Source organism: Cellulomonas humilata (assembly GCF_013359775.1).
Lineage (GTDB): Bacteria > Actinomycetota > Actinomycetes > Actinomycetales > Cellulomonadaceae > Cellulomonas > Cellulomonas humilata.
Map to the genome: position 1 here is coordinate 1 of NZ_JABMCI010000070.1, position 17,939 is coordinate 17,939.

A 17,939-nucleotide genomic window follows, 5' to 3' on the forward strand; every position below is an offset into this window, starting at 1 on the left:
CCTGACGGGCCGCCTCGTCCGCCGCCGCGCGGGCCGCGGCCGCCTCAGCGGCGACCCGCTCCGCCTCGATGCGCTGCTCCTCCGCGAGCCGAGCCTGCGCGAGGGTCGCGGCGGCGGCGGCGAGGCGCTCGCTGACCGCGGCGGTCCGGGTGCGCAGGTCCGCGAGCGTCACCGCGGGCAGACCGGCCGACGCGTCCCCGTCCAGCAGGGCCGTCACCGCCGCGACCGTGCTCGCGACCTCCGCGAGGGCGGCGGAACGCCCGTCCACCTCCTCGAGCCCGGAGCCCACGGGCAGCGACGACGCCGTGGCGACGGGCTCCGCAGCGGCCGCCTCGAGCGCGGTCACCTGCGCCTGCGCCGTGCACGGTGCGTCGGCGCCGAACAGCCCGGCACCCGCCGCGATCGCCTCTTCCTCCGCGGCCAGCACCAGGTCGGTGACCACCGTGTTGGCGAGCGTGTGGCCCAGCCCTTGTCGGGCAGGCTCCGCATTGACCAGCACCTCGTCGGCGTAGACGGCGGCGAGGTTCTCGCCGCCGGCCCGCTCGAGGCGGATCTCCGTGCCCGCCGGCAGCAGCTCCTCGAGGGCCTGCGCCGACTCCTCGCCCAGGCACTCGTCCAGGCCCGGCGAGTCCAGCCCGAGCAGGGTCACCGTGGTGGACGTCCCGGCCTGCTCCACCTCGATCGTGTTCCCGTCGACCACGCCGACCACGGTGACGGCGTCGTCACCGGCGCCCGCTCCGGTGTCGGCGGCGGACGCCACGGCGCAGCCCGTCGTGGTGGTCACGACGAGGAGGCCGAGCAGGACGACGAGCGGTCGGCGGGGACGCATGCCCGCCCATCGGCTGTCCGCCGCGCGCAGTTGACGGCCGATGTCCCGATTCCTCCGTCCGGCGCACCGAACGGGCAGGTCAGCGCACTCAGGCGACCGCGGCGCCCCGCTCGCCGCGCACGCGGACGATCGCGGTGGCCAGACCGGTCACACCCGCCAGAGCGTCCACGCGCACCAGGGCGTCTGTGCCGCGGTCCCGGTGCAGGGCCACGAGCTCGGCCAGCAGGTCCGGGTGCGGGACGGGCACCGTGGCGTCCAGCAGCGTCTCCGTGCCCTCCGTCACCAGGTACGCGATGGCCGGGCCGAACTCGTCGGCGGGCGCGACGCGGAACCGCACCGAGCCGACCTCGACGGGCGCGGGCAGCGCCTGACCGCGCACGTGACCGATCTCGAGCAGGTCGCGGATCGCCTTGGCTCCGGCCGCGTCCAGCCCCGCGGACGCGTCCAGAGAGTCCAGGTCCGCCAGGACGACGCACCCCTCGGCGGGCTCGTCGGACCCCGGGTGCCACGAGGCGTCGACCTCGAGCGCGAGGAAGCCGCCGCTCACCGAGAACGCGTCCCGGATGAGCGCCGCCCGCTCGTCGGCCGACATCCCGCGCAGGGGGTGGCGGCGGGTGGAGCCGGCGGAACCGCAGGAGCAGGACAGAGTGATCATGTCCACCAGGGTGCAGCCGACCACTGACACTCGGCGGCGCACACGCCGCGCGACCCGTCATCGGACGCCGAACGCGTCGATCACCTCCTGGCTGACCCGGTTGCCCCCGTCGTCCCACGCGGCGACCCGCAGCGAGACCGACGAGGCGTTCCGCCGCGGCACCGACAGGTCCGCGGTCCACCCGTCTCCCCGGCGCTCGGGGCGGACACGGACAGTGGACCAGGTGGTGCCGCCGTCGTAGCTGACCTCCAGGCTCGTCCCGCGGACCGATCCTCCGCGCAGCGCGCCCTCCGGGAACGCCGCGGTCAGCCCCACGGTGGTGCTCCGGCCCGCCCGCACGGTGCCGTCCAGGGCGGTGTCGACGTCGTAGCCCACCTGCAGCAGCGGCAGGACGACCGGCATGCCGTCGTCGGAGGCGTCGGCCTGGTCGGCGACGAACGTCCAGTCCGACCGGGAGCGGGTGGAGTAGGCCCAGAGCGACCCGTCGTGCCCGACGTCCTGCGTGAACCGGTAGGACTGCACGCCCGTCGCCTCGGGCACCTCCTCGTAGACCGCCTGGTCGGGCGACTCCCCGAGCAGCTGGTCGCCCGCGTACAGGCGGGAGGTCGTCGGCACCGAGCCCCAGTCGTACGACCCGGTGATCCCGCCGCGACCGCTGGAGAGCGGCACGTTCACCGTGAACCAGGTGCCGGTGTGGGACGGCAGCCAGTACCCCGCACCCGTGTGCGGTGCGGTGACCGGCGCGAACCAGTCGACCGTCGTCCGCGAGCCGGCCGTCAACGACTCCTGCGTGCCGCGCTGCTCCCACCCGGAGCTGTGCCAGACGTCCTGGTACCAGGTGTTGCCGGCGTACGTCGAGACGTAGTCGGTCCGGGTGCTCGCGGTGCCCTGCGGCTCCGGGACGGCGAGACACGGCGGCCACTGGTAGCTGCGGCAGTCGTACCGGGCCTCCCACGCGAGGCGCTCGCTGGTGTCGGTGAACCGGTTGGTGACCGTCGCCAGGTCGCGGTCCCGGGGTGCGAGAGCGAGGTTCCCCGGGATCGCGCCCGGGTAGCTCTTCGCGACGTCGTACAGGTACGTCGGGAACTCGAGCGCGTCGCCCTGGATGCTCAGCCGGCCCGTGGCCGCGGCCGCGACCAAGCCCGCGCCCTCGTCGGCAGGCACGGAGACCACGGGCAGGTCCACGCCGCCCACCCACTCGACCAGCGTCCCGGGAGCGTCCGCGACGACGACGAGCAGCGCTGCGCCGTGCTCGGCGGCGGTCGTCGCGCGGGTCAGCGGGTCCACCGCGTCGCTGCGCGTCACGAGCACCGCCTTCCCGGCGACGTCGACGCCCGCGTACTCGTCGGCCGAGCCGGTCCCGACGAACACCCCGGACAGCCGCACCCGACCGTCCAGGCGCGTCGACCCCGACTGGTACACCGGGGAGATCGCGGTGCGGCGTGGGGTCGTGGCGACGAGATCGAGCAGCGGCTCGCCTGTGCGCCAGCGGACGGCGAAGTCGTACTGGCCGCCCGCCACCGGGCCGGTCGGCGCCGCGAACATCGAGTCGACGTCCGCCGGTGCCTGGTAGGCCGCGCTGAACGAGCCGTACGGTCCGCCGGTGCCGGAGTCGTGGAAGAACTGGAGCCGCCGGTAGCTGGGCTCGCTCTCCTTCGGGGTCCGCAGCGTGATCGGGTTGGCGGCGCGGGCGTCGAGCACGATGCTCGTGTCGCTCCCGTCGATCACCAGGTGCGGGTTCCCGACGAGCGCGACACCCTTCGAGCCGTCGCCGCCCACACCGGCGACCTTCAGGAACGCCATGGCGACGTACACGCCGGGTTCCAGCCGCTGGGTCGGGACCGCACCGGTGGAGGGGTCGACGGGGAGGTCGATCACGTAGTCGGTGCCGTACCGGTAGAGCGCGATCGACCCGACGGCGGGCGCTCCCGCGCGGTCGAGCACGGTGACGTCGAGGTCGTACCGCTCGGGCTCCTTGACCAGCGCGGTCGCGGTTCGGACGGTGACGCCGGTCTCCAGGTCGGTGCCCACGATCGCGCCGGTGAACTGGCCGGTGCCGGGCAGGTCGTCCGCGTCCGCGGTGAACGTCACGGTCGCGGTGCCGTGCGCAGGGACGAGCACCTGCGTGGCCGACAGAGCAAGGGGGTTCGACGCACCGTCGGGCCCGACGAGGTCGGCGTCGAGGTCCAGCGTGACGTCCGCGGCGGTGTCGTTCGTGTACGTGACGGTCCTGCTCACCGGCTCGTCGCCGTCGTGCGGGTAGTCGTACGAGCCGAGCAGCTGCGAGCCCGAGGCGTCGACCCCGTCGAGCGCCCCCGGGATCCACAGCCGGCCGGAACCCACCTGGTACGGCGTCGTGCCCGCGAGCGCCGCGGTGGAGGAGACCAGCGCCTCCTTCAGCCGCTGCCCACGCCACTGCGGGTGCGACGCGGCCAGGATCGCCGCTGCACCGGCCACGTGCGGCGCCGCCATGGAGGTGCCGGACATGGTCTGGTACCAGCCCTCGCCGGCGGAGGTCTGCGAGCGCGCGGCGGTGATCTCGACGCCGGGGGCTGCGAGGTCCGGCTTGAGGCCGTGGTCGCCCGCGCGCGGACCCTGGCTGGAGAAGTCGGCGCGCTGGTCGAGGTCGTCGACGGCTCCGACGGTCAGCGCGGCGTCGGAGGTGCCGGGGCTGCCGAGCGAGCCGGGGTAGTAGCTGTTCCCCGCCGCGACGACGAAGAGTGTCCCGGACTCCTCGCTGATGCGCGTCAGCGCCTGGGCCATCGGGTCCGTGCCGTCGTTGAGCATGTCGTCGCCGAGGCTCATGGAGACGACGTCCGCGCGCTGCGCGGCCCACTCCATCCCGGCGATGATCCAGGAGTCCTGGCCGTACCCGTCGTCGCCGAGCACCTTGCCGATCAGCAGCTCCGCCCCCGGCGCGACGCCCGGGTACGCACCGTCGCTCGCCGCGCCCGAGCCGGCGACGGTCGACGCGACGTGCGTGCCGTGGCCCTGCGGGTCCGTCACCTCCTCGCCGGGGACGAACGACACCGCCTCCGCGATCGCGTCGGCGACGTCGGGGTGCGTGACATCGATGCCGGTGTCCAGCACCGCGACCGTCGCGCCGGTGCCGTCGTACCCCGCGGCCCACGCCTGGGGGGCGCCCACCTGCGGCACGCTCACGTCGAGGTAGCCCGTGACCTGGCCGTCGAGCCAGATCTTCTCGATGCCCTGCCCGAACCCACCGCCGCCCGCGAACGACCGCGCCTCCGTGTCGGGAGCCGAGACCGCCGCCCAGAACGACGCCGCCTGGTCCTTGTCCGCGCCGAGCGCCTGACCGTCGATGCTCGGCAGCGCGACGACGTCCTCGACCCCGGGCAGTGCCGCGCCGAACGAGCGGGCGGTCGGCGCGGAGGCGTACTCGACGATCAGCGGGACCGCGTCGCGCCGGGCGTCGTCGTACCCGATCTCGATCAGGTGCGACACGTTGAACAGCCGCCGGTCCAGTGCGCCCGACGCCAGGTACGGCAGCGCCGAGTCGGGGATCACGTACAGGTCGTCGCCGAGCTGCTGCGTCTGCACGCCGCCCGTCGCTCCGTCGGCCTGCCGGACGGCCACCGCGAGCGTGCCGTCGGCCGCCGTGCTGACGTCGACGACGTCGCCGGTGATCAGGGTGACCGACGTCCCCGCGCTCGGCGACGGCGAGGTCGCACCACCGACGGGCTCTCCTGCGGCACTCGTGGCGGTCGCGGTGGCCAGGGTCACGGCGAGGAGCAGGGCGGCGCTGCGTCCGGGGTGGAGTCTCATGGCGTCGCGGCCTCTCTGCGGTGTCGATCGGGGTGCTCGGACCTTGGCAGCGCGATCACGACACCGACAAGACGGACCAACCGGCGGGTTTACGACATGGCACATATCCGCCAGACTCCGACCGAACGCCCTGACGGAGGAGTGCCATGCTCGACGACGTGCTCGGACTGTCCGCCGAGGAGGCCCTCGCCTACCGCGACCTCGTCGCGATCGCGTCGACGTCCGGTGAGGAGATGGCGGCGCGGCTGTCCGTCTCCCCGGCCGACGCCGACCGGGTGCTGCGCGCGCTCGAGGTGCACGGGCTGGTGGCGCGCTCGGGGAACGACTCCCGCCGGTACGTGGCCGAGCCGCCGTCCATCGCCCTCGGTGCGCTCCTGGCCAGACGGCAGGACGAGGTCCGCCTCGCCGAGCTCGAGCTGGGCCGGCTCGACGAGGTCTACCGCAACGCCTCCGAGGGCCGCGGGCCCACGGACGTCATCGACGTCGTCCGTGGCGCCGACGCCGTCCGGCAGCGGTTCGAGCAGGTGCAGCTGGGCGCCCGCGAGGAGGTGCTCGCGTTCGTCAAGCCACCCGTCGCGGTCACCAGCGCCCAGGACAACACCGCCGAGGACCAGGCCGTCGCCCGCGGCGTCCAGTACCGCATCGTCCTGGAGCGCTCGATGCTCGACGCGGACCGCACGACGATCCAGCAGGCCACCGACGCCGCGCGGGCGGGTGAGCGCGTGCGGGTGGCCGACGCCGTCCCGCTCAAGCTCGTCGTCATCGACCGTCGCCTCGCCTACCTCCCCCTCGCCAGCGACCCCGGCCGGGCCGCCGCGGGGGCGCTCCTGGTGCACGAGAGCGGGCTGCTCGACGCGCTGGTCGCCCTCTTCGAGGCGGTGTGGGAGCGCGCGACGCCGCTGGTCTCCTCGCCGGACCAGGTGCCGGAGGGGATGGCCAAGGACCTCGACGAGATCGACGCGCAGGTGCTGAGCCTGCTGCTCGCGGGCCTGACCGACCAGGCCGTGGCCAGCCACCTCGACCTGTCGCTGCGGACGGTCCAGCGCCGGGTCCGCTACCTCATGGACCTGGCCGGTGTGGAGACCCGCGTGCAGCTGGGCTGGCAGGCGGCCCGCCGCTGGGAGTGAGCTCCGGTCAGGCGGGCGGTTCCCAGCGCTGCATCCCCGCTGCGGCGCGCGCCGACGCGGCGTCGGGCACGGCCCGCAGCAGCAGGTCGCGCGCCACCGCGGCAGGTCCGGACGCGACCTGGGCCACCCGGCCGACGGTCCGGGCCCGACGCGCGATCGACTGCGTCCGCGGTCGGCGCAGCCGGTCGTACTCCGCGAGCGCAGCGCGCAGGTCGCCGTCGCACAGGACCGCGAGCGTGGCGGCGTCCTCGAGCGCCTGCCCGCCGCCCTGCCCCACGTCCGGCGTCATCGCGTGGGCCGCGTCGCCGAGCAGCGCGACCCGACTCTGTACGTACGAGGGCAGCCGGTGGTCGAGGTCGTGGATGTCGTGGCGGAGCACCGCGGCGGGGTCGGTGCCGGCGACGAGCGCGGAGATCGGAGCGTGCCAGTGGTCGAACCGGCGACGGACCTCGGCGACCTCGTCGGCGAACCGCGAGCCCGCCGGGAGGCTCGCGACGGCGAACCAGTACACCCGGCCGTCCCGCAGCGGCACGTACCCGAAGCGCTCGCCGCGGCCCCACGTCTCCCCGGCGGTGCCGAGGTGGTCGACCGGGCCGTCGGTGACCCCGCGCCACGCGGTGTACCCGGCGTACCGGGGCGACGCGCCGCGGACGAACGTGCCGCGGACGGCGCTGCGCAGGCCGTCGGCGCCGATCACGAGGTCGGCGGACGTCCGCGTGCCCGAGTCGTCCGTGACGACCCCGCGGGCGTGCTCCACCCCGGTGACCGCGACACATGTGCGCACGACGCCGGCCGGCAGTGCCGCGAGCAGCACGCGCTGAAGATCCTGGCGGTGCACCACGGCGAGGTCCTGCGTGGAGCCCGGCGGGACCTGGACCAGCCACCGGCCGGACGGCTGCCGCTGACCGGTCCGCAGGGTCGGGTCGTGCGGGGCCGCGAGCGCGCGCACCTCGTCGGCCAGGCCGAGCACCCGCAGCGCGGCGAGCCCGTTGGCGAACAGGGAGATCCCGGCGCCGACCGCCGTGAGGTCCGGGCTGCGCTCCAGCACCGTGACCTGATGGCCTCGGCGGTGCAGCCCGACGGCGACCGCCAGGCCACCGATGCCTGCGCCGACGACCGTGACCTGCATGAGCACAGGATGCCGGACCGGGCACGACGACGCCCCCTCCGCGCAGCGTGCTCTCAGGAGGGGGCGTCGGCCGGAGATCAGCTCGCGGTGATCTCCATGTAGTACGGGGTGAACACGCCGCCGACCATCGCGTAGCTGGCCACCACGCCGAGGTCGTCGTCGAACGCCTCGGCAGCGCAGTCCTGCTGGCTGACGGAGCTCAGCGGCAGGGTGCCGACGTACGCCGCGATCGGCCGCTCCTCCCACTCGAACCGGCTGGTCCAGCGCCCGTAGGTGTCCGCCGGCTCGAGCGTCCGCTGGATCACCGCGTCGCCCGGCGCGGCGCACGTGACCACCACGCTGGTCGCCGACGCCGGCACGCGCGAGGCCTCGAGGGAGAACTGGATCCGGTCGTAGCCGGCCGAGTCCCAGTGCAGGCCCTGCACGCCCGGGTGTCCGTCGGCGATGGTCTGCCCCGGACCGTCGGCGCAGAACCGCTCGTTCGCGTCGAAGTCCCACACGCGGGTGGTCACGATGCCCGTAGCGGACGCTCCGTAGACGGTGGACTCGCCGCCGACCCCGATGGTGAAGCCGGTGAAGCCCTTCACGAGGCTTCCCTGCTGCAGGCTGTGCAGCGACATCAGCCAGACGTCCGGCCGGCCGTTGTAGCCCTGGTTGTACGCCTCGTCGCCCATGGCGAAGCCCCACGGGTCCTCCGGGTCGTGGTCCCAGACGACGCTGATCCGCTCCTCCGGGTCCACGCCGGGAGCGCGGATCTCGACCGAGACCCAGTTGCCGTCGCGAGCGGCCGTGGCGAAGCCGGAGCTCACCGAGTAGTGCCGGACCGTGCCCTCCTCGTTGGTCTCGCCCGCCGTCGCCGTGAACGACTGCTCGGAGTCCGTGAACTGCGGGACGCAGACCGCCAGCGCGACGTTGGTGAGCCCGAAGCCGGGCTCGACGACCGGGTCGTCGTCACCGGGGTCGCCGCCACCGTCGCCCGGGTCACCGTCGTCGTCGCCGGGGTCGCCGCCGCCGTCGCCCGGGTCGCCGCCGTCGTCACCCGGGTCGGTGCCTGCGGTGCCCAGCGGGTACGGCCCCCACGTCGCCAGGTGGAGCCGGCCCTCACCGAGGTCCGCGCTCCAGTCGAACAGGGTGAGCGGGGGAACCGACACGTTCGCCCCGACCGCGACGCCGTAGACGAGGTCGAGCGTGTTGGTGAGCGTCAGCCGACCGAGGTCCACCTCCGCGGTGAACTCCGGGCCGACTGTCAGGGTGACGTACGGTCCGGCGAGGCCGTAGAGCTTCGCGGCGAACGTGAAGCCCAGCCCGGCGCCGACCGACGCCTCCACACCCACGCGGGCTCCGGGCTCCGCGCTGAACGACCGCGTGCTGATCGGCGACCACTGCCCGGCGTGGTAGCGGACACCCGAGCTGGTCGACTGGGTGATCGTGACGGTCGTCGTGAGACCGGCGCTCGCCTCGAAGTGGAAGTAGAGCGACGGCGTCAGCGAGAAGTCGAAGACGATCGGGACCGGCCCGGCCATCACGGTGAGCACCCCGAGGCGGATCGACCCCAGGTTCACCTTGGGCGTCACGTCGGCGATCACGATCTGCGCCCTGGCGCTGAGCTCGATCTCCGTCTCCGCGCCGAACGCGAACGAGAACGTGTTGACGGTCGCGGACACCCCGCTCCAGGAGATGTCCATGTCGACGTCGAGGACCAGGGTGAGCCGGACCGTCATCGTCGCCGACAGCCCGAGCTCGAGCGTCCGGCTGGCGTTCGTGTACGGCTCGGGCGCGATGGTGAAGGAGAACTCCGGTGCGATCGCCGCGCGAGCACCCGCGGACCGGGCCGAGAGAGCAGCAGGAACGGCACCCGTCTCGCCGTCGATCACGACGTCGGCACCCTCGAGCGGCACGTCCTGCAGGTCGATGTCCGCCTGAAGGATCGCGTCGGTCAGCGAGGCGTTCGTGGTGTGCACGATCGAGGTCGCACCGACCCGCTCGACCGACTCGACCCTGCGCAGCATGCCGTCGGGCACGGTCGGTCCGGCGGCGCTGACCAGGATGTCGCCGACGTGCACGGGCGCGATGCCCGAGAACACGACCTCGTCGCCGTCGGACGACAGGATCGCGTCCAGGCCGGCGCCCTCGAGGACGGTGACGTCCGGCGCGACGACGGTCTCCGTCGGAGCGGCGGCCGTGACGGTGAGGGTGCGGCTGACGCTCGCCGAGCGACCTGCCCAGTCCGTCGCGGTGACCCGCAGGGTGTGGGTCCCGGCAACGGCCGGGACATCGAGGTGCCACCGCACGGCACCGGCGCCCTGGTCGAGCACGGCAGCGCCGAGGTCCACGCCGTCCGCCTCCACCCGCACGCCACGCACGCCGGAACCGGCGTCGGACGCGCTGCCGGCGACGGTGAGCTGCGGCGTCTCCGCCTGCGTGATGTCGGCGTCGGGCGACACGATCGTCAGCGTGGGCGCGACGGTGTCCGCGGACGCGGCGACCGGTGCGGAGGTATAGCCGAGCACGGTCAGAGACGTGACCTGCGCGAGCAGCGGGACCGAGACGACGAGGGTGCCGTCCGCGGCGACGGGCGCGAGCACGGTCACCGTCGTGCGTCCGAGCAGGGGCAGGGGGGCACCGGCACCGGTCGCGAGGCCGGTCTTGGTGGCGGCCACGCGCAGGGCGCCGGGCACGAGGCTGACCTTGACGCCCACCTGCACCAGCACCTTGTCGACCTTGGCCGGGACCTCGCCGCCGACCACGCGCACGCTCTTGGTGCCGGCGAACGCGGAGCCGAGCACGTCGCTCGCCGAGGTGACGGACAGCGCACCGGCCGCCGCCGACGCACCGCCGGCCACCCAGCCGACCACGGTGACCCGCAGGCCCGTCAGGGGTGCCGAGACGCTGTACCGGACCGCACCGTCCTCGTCGACCGGGGCCAGCACGAGGGAGGTGCCCCACGTCGAGGCGTAGGTGACGGACGCGTCGGACGACGCGGCGCCGAACACGATCGACCCCGACCCGACGCCTCGCGCCGCGACCGACAGCCACACCGCCCGGGCACCCTGCGCGGGCACCCCGTGCAGGGCGGCGACCGGGACCACCGATGCGCCCGAGGCAGGCACGACCCCGCCGACGCCGGTGGCCTGGTCGACCATCGTCGACGCCGGGACCAGCACCGTGTCGCCGGCCGCGGCCGACGGTCCGGGCGTGCCCGTCACGTGGCCCACGACCGTGAGTCGCAGCACGACGGCGACGGTCGACCGGAGCCGGACCCGCCCGTCGGCGTCGGTGGTGACGAGCGTCGTGGCCGCCGAGGTGCCCGCCGGGAACGCCACGGCCGCGTCGGTGCCGATGCCGGGCGTCGCGACGACGAGGTCACCCGCCTTGGCGGCGACCGCCTCGACCTGCAGGACGAACCGCGTGCCGGGCTGACCGCCGAGGTCCAGGGACGTGAGCCGGTCCTTGCCCGCGGCCAGGGCGACGGCCGTGGTTCCCCAGTCGGCGGACGAGGCCGACGTCCACGTCTGGGCGACGGGCGCCGGGGGGGTGGTGGCGGGTCGGTCGATCGCGCCGGCCCAGGTGGTCTGGGCGCTGAGCGCGACGACCGTGAGCATCACGAGCGCAGCGCGACGAAAGGGCAGGCCGAACGGCATGGAGGTCTCCCGGGAGGATGCGCTGGTCCCCCTGCGGGCCGCGCGGCCGCCATGCTGGCAGCGTTGCGCGGTGGTTCGTCACCTTTCGTCGGCAGGTTCACTCGGACGCCCGCGGGTGAACCTCACCGCTCTGACCGGCGGCTTCACACGATTGCGGCGTTCGTGGCGCGTCGGGCAGGAGCATCGCTCCCGAGGGTTCGAGGACCGCGCATACGACGACAGGGACGACCCGGACCGTGCCTCCGGGTCGTCCCTGTCGGTCGTCGGACGAGCTACTTGGCGTACGTCTCGAACTCGGCGACCCTCGGTGTCGCCGACGAGCCGGTGATCTCGAACGTGACCTTCTTCAGCGACGTCGCGGTGAAGCTGATGACGCCCGCGCCGCTGCCGGACTTCAGGACCGCGCCGGTGTCGCCGTTCAGCACCCGCCACGTCCCGATCCGGCCGGTGGCTCCGGAGGCCTCACGGATGGCGATGGTCGACACCGACTTCGCCGACGACCACTTGACGGAGACGCTGCCCGTCGAGCCGTTCGGCGACCAGTACGTGCTCGTCGAGCCGTCGATGACGTTGCCGTAGCTGGTCCCGCTGGCCTTGCTCGAGCCGTCGGCGCCCGCTCCGATGCTGAGGTTGGTGCCGGTGGGCGCCGTCGACGTCGGGGTGGGCGTCGGGGCGGGGGTCGTGGTCGTCGGCGTCGGGGTCGGCGTCGTCGGGATGGGGGTCGGCGTCGTGGGGGTGCACGAGCCGTTCGAGACCTTCAGGCCCGTGCTGGCCCCGGCCGTCTGGCGCACGATCGCCGGCACGCAGCTGGCCCCGTCGAGCGTGTAGGCGTAGGGGATGCTCACCGTCGTGGTGGACGTCGGGTTGGGACCGGCCGGGTTGTTGTCCGTGCCCTTGGCGGACCAGGTCACGTTGTCGAAGATGTTCCCGGCCACCTGCCAGCTGCCCGGCAGGTCGGTGTAGAAGGTGCCGAGCACGTCCTTCGAGTCCTCGAAGTAGTTGTTCTCGACCTTCGCCTTGCCTCCGGCGCGGGCGTTGATGCCCGACTCGTTCAGGCCCGCGTAGTAGTTGTTGTAGATGTGCGCCGTGGCGCCGCGCAGCAGCGGGGCACGCGAGTCGATGTTCTCGTACAGGTTGTGGTGGAACGTGACGGGGCCGTTCTGGAGGTCGCTGTCGCTGGAGCCGACCAGGCCGCCGCGGCCGGAGTTGCGCAGGATCGAGTAGGAGAGCGTCACGTACTTCGTGTTCGCCTTCATGTCGAACAGGCCGTCGTAGCCCTCCGACTCCCCGCCGGACGCCTCGAGCGTCGCGTGGTCGACCCAGACGTTGTGCACGTCGCTCTCCATGCCGATGGCGTCGCCGCCGTTCGACGTGGGCGAGCCCGACTTCTTGACGTTCTTGACCGTCACGTTCTGGATGATGATGTTGCTGGACTCACGGATGTGGATGCCCAGCTGGTCGAACACCGCACCGCTGCCGACGCCGACGATCGTGACGTTGCTGATCTGCTTGAGCTCGATCACGCCCGCCGCGGTGCTGCAGCTGCTGCCCGACACCTTGGCGGTGTTGGCGTGGTTGATCGTCCCCTGCACCTGGATGACGATCGGCGTGCTGCTGCTGGCGCGGGTGCACAGTGCCGTGTGGATCGCGGTGCCGGTGGTCGCGGTGACCGTCTGCCCGCCCGCACCCCCGGTGGTCCCGCCGTTGACGGACGCGAAGCCGGTCGCCGGGCCCGTCGCGGCCTGCGCCGCGGAGATCGTCAGGGCCGTCACGCCGATCGTGGTCGCCAGCGCCACCGTGGTCCCGGCTGCCAGGAGTCGGGGTGCGAGTGGTCGTCTCATCGTTGCCTCACTTCGTCGGGGGAGCGTCATCGGCCTACGAGAGACCGATTTCCCGACAGTAGGAGAGCGTTTTCCACACCCACAACCCCGCCTAAGCGTTTAGCTGAGGCGACCCGCGGGCCAGGGCTAGCGGCGCGCGCGCAGGTGGTGCCGGAACGGCCGGTGCCGACGGGGAGCGCCCTGGCCCGCCTTCTCGAGGTGCGACCGGCGCTGCTCGAGGCGGACCTCGAGCTGGTGCTCCTGGTGGCGGTACATCGCGATGGCAAGTTCCGGGTGCATGAAGGGTCTCCTCGTTGAGCACGCACAGCAGGTAGGGCGGCTTGTGGCCGCTTCCACTGTCCACCCGTTGAGACGGTGCACCGCACGTCAGGGGCGCTGATCACCCGATCGTCCGGGTCTGAGGCGGGTGATCTCGGGGTTCTCGGTGCTCACGAGGGCCCTAGGTCCCAGAGACGGGACGTTCGGCCCTCTCGGCACCGGCCGCGGGAGGCGTTCCCTGAGGTGAGGCGAAGGGTCGGTGACCGGCATGTTCCAGGTGCGCATCCACGGACGGGGCGGGCAGGGCGTGGTCACGGCCGCCGAGCTCCTCTCGGTGGCCGCGTTCCGCGCGGGCCGTCACGCGCAGGCGTTCCCCAGCTTCGGCTCCGAGCGCACGGGCGCTCCCGTCGTGTCCTTCTGCCGCATCGCGGACGAGCCGATCCGCTCGCACGACCCGGTCGCCGCGCCGGACGCGCTGATCATCCAGGACGTGTCGCTGCTGGGCCGGATCGACGTGCTCGCCGGGATGGTGCCCGACGGCTACGTGCTGATCAACACCGTGCGGACGCCCGCCGAGCTCGGGCTGGGGTCGGCGGCCGCGGCCCTGCCACCCGGCCATGTCGTGACCGTCCCCGCGTCGGAGCTGGCGATGGAGCACGTGGGTCGGCCCGTGCCGAACGTGCCGCTGCTCGGCGCCTTCGCCGCGCTGACGGGGGTGATCACGCTCGACGGCGTCGTCGCCGCCCTCGAGGAGCGCTTCCCCGGACCGCTCGCCCGCTCCAACGCCGCGGCCGCCGAGGCCGCGTACCGGCTCGTCGTCGAGGAGGCCGCTCATGCTCCGGCAGGTTGAGGGCTCGAAGGCCGTCGCGGCCGCCGTCGCCGCGTGCCGACCGCAGGTGATCTGCGCCTACCCGATCTCGCCGCAGACGCACATCGTCGAGGAGCTCAGCCGGCTGGTGAAGGCCGGCGAGCTGACGGGGTGCGAGTACGTGAACGTCGAGTCGGAGTTCGCCGCCATGTCCGGGGCGATCGGCGCCAGCGCCGTCGGTGCGCGGTCCTACACGGCGACCTCCAGCCAGGGCCTGCTGTACATGGTCGAGGCCGTGTACAACGCGTCCGGCATGGGGATGCCGATCGTGATGACCGTGGCCAACCGGGCCATCGGGGCACCCATCAACATCTGGAACGACCACGGCGACACGATGTCCCAGCGCGACTCCGGCTGGATCCAGCTGTACGCGTCGAGCAACCAGGAGGCCGCGGACCTGCACCCGCAGGCGTTCGCGATCGCCGAGGAGCTGTCCGTGCCGGTCATGGTGTGCATGGACGGGTTCGTCCTGACCCATGCCACGGAGGGGATCGACGTGCTCGACGCGGCGGGCGTCGACGCGTTCCTGCCGCCGTTCGAGCCCCGGCAGCTCCTCGATCCCGACGAGCCGGTGTCGATCGGGTCGATGGTCGGCCCGGACGCGTTCACCGAGGTCCGCTACCTCGCGCACCTGCGCCAGCTCGAGGCCCTGGAGGTCATCCCGCGCGTCGCGGAGCAGTTCGCGGCCCGGTTCGGCCGGGACTCGGGCGGGCTGCTGCGGGCGTACCGGACCGAGGGTGCCGAGACGGTCGTCGTCGCGCTGGGGTCGGTGTTCGGCACCCTGCAGGACGTGGTCGACGCCGAGCGCGACGAGGGCGTCCGCGTCGGGCTGCTCGGGGTCACGTCGTTCCGGCCGTTCCCGTACGCGGCGCTGGCGGCCGCCCTGGCGGGGGCGCGGCGCGTGGTCGTGATCGAGCGGGCGCTCGCCGTCGGGGCGGGCGGGATCGTCTCCGGGGACGTCCGGCTCGCGTTGGCCGGCACGGGGATCGACCAGCGCACGGTGATCGCCGGGCTGGGCGGCCGGCCCGTCACGACGACGTCGCTGCGCGAGCTGCTGGGCCGGGCGGTCCGCGGCGAGCTCCCCGGGCTCACGTTCCTCGACCTCGACACCGCCGTCGTCGAGCGCGAGCTCGCCCGTCTCCACCCGAGCGCGAGGAAGGTGCCGTCATGAGCGCCACTCCGGTGAAGTTCTACCAGGTCGGCAGCTTCGCGGTCGGGAACCGGCTGCTCGACCCCGAGCTGCGCAGCGCGCAGTCCGAGCAGGACCGGGCCAACTCGCTGACCTCCGGGCACCGCGCCTGCCAGGGCTGCGGCGAGGCGCTCGGCGCCCGGTACGTGCTGGACGCCGCCATGCGCGCATCGGGCGGCCGGATGGTCACGGTCAACGCGACGGGCTGCCTGGAGGTCTTCTCGACGCCGTTCCCCGAGACGTCCTGGCGCGTGGCGTGGCTGCACTCCCTGTTCGGCAACGCGCCCGCGGTCGCCACCGGCGTCGCGGCCGGGCTGCGGGCCACCGGCAAGCAGGACGTGCGCGTCGTCGCGCAGGGGGGCGACGGGGCGACGGTCGACATCGGCTTCGCGTGCCTGTCCGGGATGTTCGAGCGCAACGACGACGTGCTCGCCGTCTGCTACGACAACGGCGGCTACATGAACACCGGCGTGCAGCGCTCGGGTGCCACGCCGCCCGCCGCCCGCACCATGACGACGCAGGCCGTCGGCGAGCACCCCGGCAACGCCTTCGGCCAGGGCAAGGACGTGCCGCGCATCGCGATGGCCCACGAGATCCCGTACGTCGCGACGGCCACCGTCGCGGACCTGCGGGACCTCGAGGCCAAGGTGGAGAAGGCCATGGGGATGCACGGCGCGCGCTACCTGCACGTGCTGGTCCCGTGCCCGCTCGGTTGGGGCTCGGCGGCCAAGGACACCGTGCGGATCGCGCGGCTGGCCACCGAGAGCGGCTACTTCCCCGTGTTCGAGGCCGAGCGCGGGGAGGTCACGTCGGTGCGGCCGATCCGGCACCAGGTGCCCGTCGAGGAGTACCTCGCGCTGCAGAACCGGTACGCGCACCTGTTCTCGCCGGTGCGGCGCGACGACGTGATCGACCGCCTCCAGGCGATGGCGGACCGGAACATCGCCCGGTACGGCCTGCTGGAGGAGGCGCACTCATGACCAAGCCGTTCGCCATCACGCTCGACGTCGGCTCGAGCCTGGCCAACCACACGGGCGCCTGGCGCCAGGAGCGGCCGGTGTACGTCGACCTCACGCCGCCGTGCGCGCACGCGTGCCCGGCCATGGAGGACCCGCAGAAGTGGCTGTACGCCGCCGAGGACGGCTCGTACGAGCAGGCCTGGCGCACGCTGACGGAGGCCAACCCGTTCCCCGCGATCATGGGGCGCGTCTGCTACCACCCGTGCGAGACGGCCTGCAACCGCAGCTTCCTCGACGAGGCGGTCGGCATCAACGCCGTCGAGCGGTTCCTCGGCGACCACGCCATCGAGCAGGGCTGGACGTTTGCCGCCCCCACGGTGACCACCGGGCGGCGCGTGCTCGTCGTCGGCGCGGGCCCGACCGGGCTGTCGGCCGCGTACCAGCTGCGCAAGCTCGGGCACGAGGTCACCGTCCGCGACTCGTCGCCGAAGCCCGGCGGCATGATGCGTTACGGCATCCCCGCGTACCGGCTGCCGCGCGACGTGCTCGACGCGGAGATCGCCCGGATCCTCGACCTGGGCATCACCCTCGAGCTGGGCCGGCGGGTGGACGACGTGCTTGGGGCCATGGCGGAGGGGTTCGACGCCGTGTTCCTCGCGGTCGGCGCGCAGCTGGGCAAGCGCGCGTACGTGCCCGCCGGCGAGGCCGCGCGCATCGTCGACGCCGTCTCGATGCTGCACGACGTCGCGCAGGGCGAACCGCCCCTGCTCGGCCGGCGCGTGGTCGTCTACGGCGGGGGGAACACCGCGGTCGACGCCGCGCGGACCGCGAAGCGCCTCGGTGCGACCGACGCGGTCATCGTCTACCGCCGCACCCGCGACCGGATGCCCGCGCACGACTCGGAGATGGCCGAGGCGCTGGAGGAGGGCGTCGTCGTGAAGTGGCTGTCGACGGTCGCGCACGCCGACGCCGGGCACCTCCGGGTCGAGCGGATGGAGCTGGACGAGACCGGCTTCCCGCAGCCGACCGGCGAGTTCGAGGACCTCGAGGCCGACTCCCTGGTGCTCGCACTCGGCCAGGAGAGCGACCTGTCGCTGGTCGAGGGGGTGTCCGACCTGGCGCTCACCGACGGGTCGGTGCAGGTGGACTCCTCCTTCATGACCGGCCACCCCGGGATCTTCGCCGGCGGCGACGTGGTGCCCGCCCAGCGCACGGTGACCGTCGGCGTCGGGCACGGCGCCCGGGCCGCCCGCGCGATCGACGCGTGGCTGCGCCAGACGGCGGTCGTCGAGCCGGTCGGGGCCCCGTTGGCCGAGTACTCCACGCTGAACACCTGGTACTACTCCGACGCCCCGCACGCGGTCCGACCGCGCCTCGAGGCCGCCCGGCGCACCTCCGGGTTCGAGGAGGTCGTCCGGGGGCTCGACGCCGAGACCGCCGCCTACGAGGCGCGCCGCTGCATGTCCTGCGGCAACTGCTTCGAGTGCGACAACTGCTACGGCGTCTGCCCCGACAACGCGGTGATCAAGCTCGGCCCCGGCATGCGGTTCGAGATCGACTACGACTACTGCAAGGGCTGCGGGATCTGCGTCGCCGAGTGCCCGTCCGGCTCGATCCTGATGATCCCCGAACCACGGTAGGCCGGCACGCTCCCTGC

General features: G+C 73.5%; 12 protein-coding genes. 5 read left to right on the top strand and 7 right to left on the bottom strand.

The features are described from left to right. From HP550_RS17085 to HP550_RS17095, 3 genes are all read right to left on the bottom strand, one after another. The coding region (locus HP550_RS17085; RefSeq protein WP_425484460.1) for a thermonuclease family protein at nucleotides 1-829 on the bottom strand (829 nt) is incomplete at its 3' end. An 88-nt stretch (nucleotides 830-917) separates the two neighbouring features. Further along, entirely contained in the window at nucleotides 918-1,484 is a 567-nt protein-coding gene (locus HP550_RS17090) for a hypothetical protein (protein ID WP_175348894.1), read from the bottom strand. Nucleotides 1,485-1,541: 57 nt separating this feature from the next. Next, nucleotides 1,542-5,270, bottom strand: coding sequence for a S8 family serine peptidase (locus HP550_RS17095; RefSeq protein WP_175348895.1), 3,729 nt, complete (start codon nucleotides 5,268-5,270; stop codon nucleotides 1,542-1,544). 146 nt (nucleotides 5,271-5,416) lie between these two features. Here HP550_RS17095 and HP550_RS17100 point away from each other — a divergent pair, with 146 nt between their 5' ends. Continuing rightward, nucleotides 5,417-6,397 (top strand): helix-turn-helix domain-containing protein, encoded by a 981-nt coding sequence (locus HP550_RS17100; RefSeq protein WP_175348896.1) that lies wholly within the window; start codon nucleotides 5,417-5,419, stop codon nucleotides 6,395-6,397. Nucleotides 6,398-6,404: 7 nt separating this feature from the next. Here the strand turns inward: HP550_RS17100 and HP550_RS17105 are convergent, their stop codons facing one another. The 4 genes from HP550_RS17105 to HP550_RS17120 form a co-directional block, all read right to left on the bottom strand. Beyond that, entirely contained in the window at nucleotides 6,405-7,526 is a 1,122-nt protein-coding gene (locus tag HP550_RS17105; RefSeq protein WP_175348897.1) for an FAD-dependent monooxygenase, read from the bottom strand. Nucleotides 7,527-7,603: 77 nt separating this feature from the next. Next, complete coding sequence (locus HP550_RS17110; protein WP_175348898.1) at nucleotides 7,604-11,167, bottom strand: Ig-like domain-containing protein; 3,564 nt, start codon at nucleotides 11,165-11,167, stop codon at nucleotides 7,604-7,606. A 272-nt stretch (nucleotides 11,168-11,439) separates the two neighbouring features. Beyond that, on the bottom strand, nucleotides 11,440-13,008 hold the full coding sequence (locus tag HP550_RS17115; protein ID WP_175348899.1) for a pectate lyase family protein: 1,569 nt from the start codon (nucleotides 13,006-13,008) through the stop codon (nucleotides 11,440-11,442). Between the two features lie 126 nt (nucleotides 13,009-13,134). Then, the gene (locus HP550_RS17120; RefSeq protein ID WP_175348900.1) at nucleotides 13,135-13,287 is read right to left on the bottom strand and encodes a hypothetical protein; all 153 of its coding nucleotides are present in this window, start codon (nucleotides 13,285-13,287) and stop codon (nucleotides 13,135-13,137) included. Between the two features lie 247 nt (nucleotides 13,288-13,534). Here HP550_RS17120 and HP550_RS17125 point away from each other — a divergent pair, with 247 nt between their 5' ends. The 4 genes from HP550_RS17125 to HP550_RS17140 are packed head-to-tail and all read left to right on the top strand — an operon-like array spanning nucleotide 13,535 to nucleotide 17,922. Next, nucleotides 13,535-14,116, top strand: a complete 582-nt coding sequence (locus HP550_RS17125) for a 2-oxoacid:acceptor oxidoreductase family protein (protein WP_175349445.1) — start codon at nucleotides 13,535-13,537, stop codon at nucleotides 14,114-14,116. Then, nucleotides 14,100-15,305: a pyruvate ferredoxin oxidoreductase gene (locus HP550_RS17130; protein ID WP_175348901.1), complete on the top strand. Its 1,206-nt coding sequence runs from the start codon at nucleotides 14,100-14,102 to the stop codon at nucleotides 15,303-15,305. The genes HP550_RS17125 and HP550_RS17130 overlap by 17 nt, the downstream gene beginning before the upstream one ends. Beyond that, the gene (locus HP550_RS17135) at nucleotides 15,302-16,303 is read left to right on the top strand and encodes a thiamine pyrophosphate-dependent enzyme (RefSeq protein ID WP_175348902.1); all 1,002 of its coding nucleotides are present in this window, start codon (nucleotides 15,302-15,304) and stop codon (nucleotides 16,301-16,303) included. The genes HP550_RS17130 and HP550_RS17135 overlap by 4 nt, the downstream gene beginning before the upstream one ends. Further along, nucleotides 16,300-17,922: an NAD(P)-binding protein gene (locus HP550_RS17140; RefSeq protein WP_175348903.1), complete on the top strand. Its 1,623-nt coding sequence runs from the start codon at nucleotides 16,300-16,302 to the stop codon at nucleotides 17,920-17,922. The genes HP550_RS17135 and HP550_RS17140 overlap by 4 nt, the downstream gene beginning before the upstream one ends. The last annotated feature ends 17 nt before the right edge of the window (nucleotides 17,923-17,939 follow it).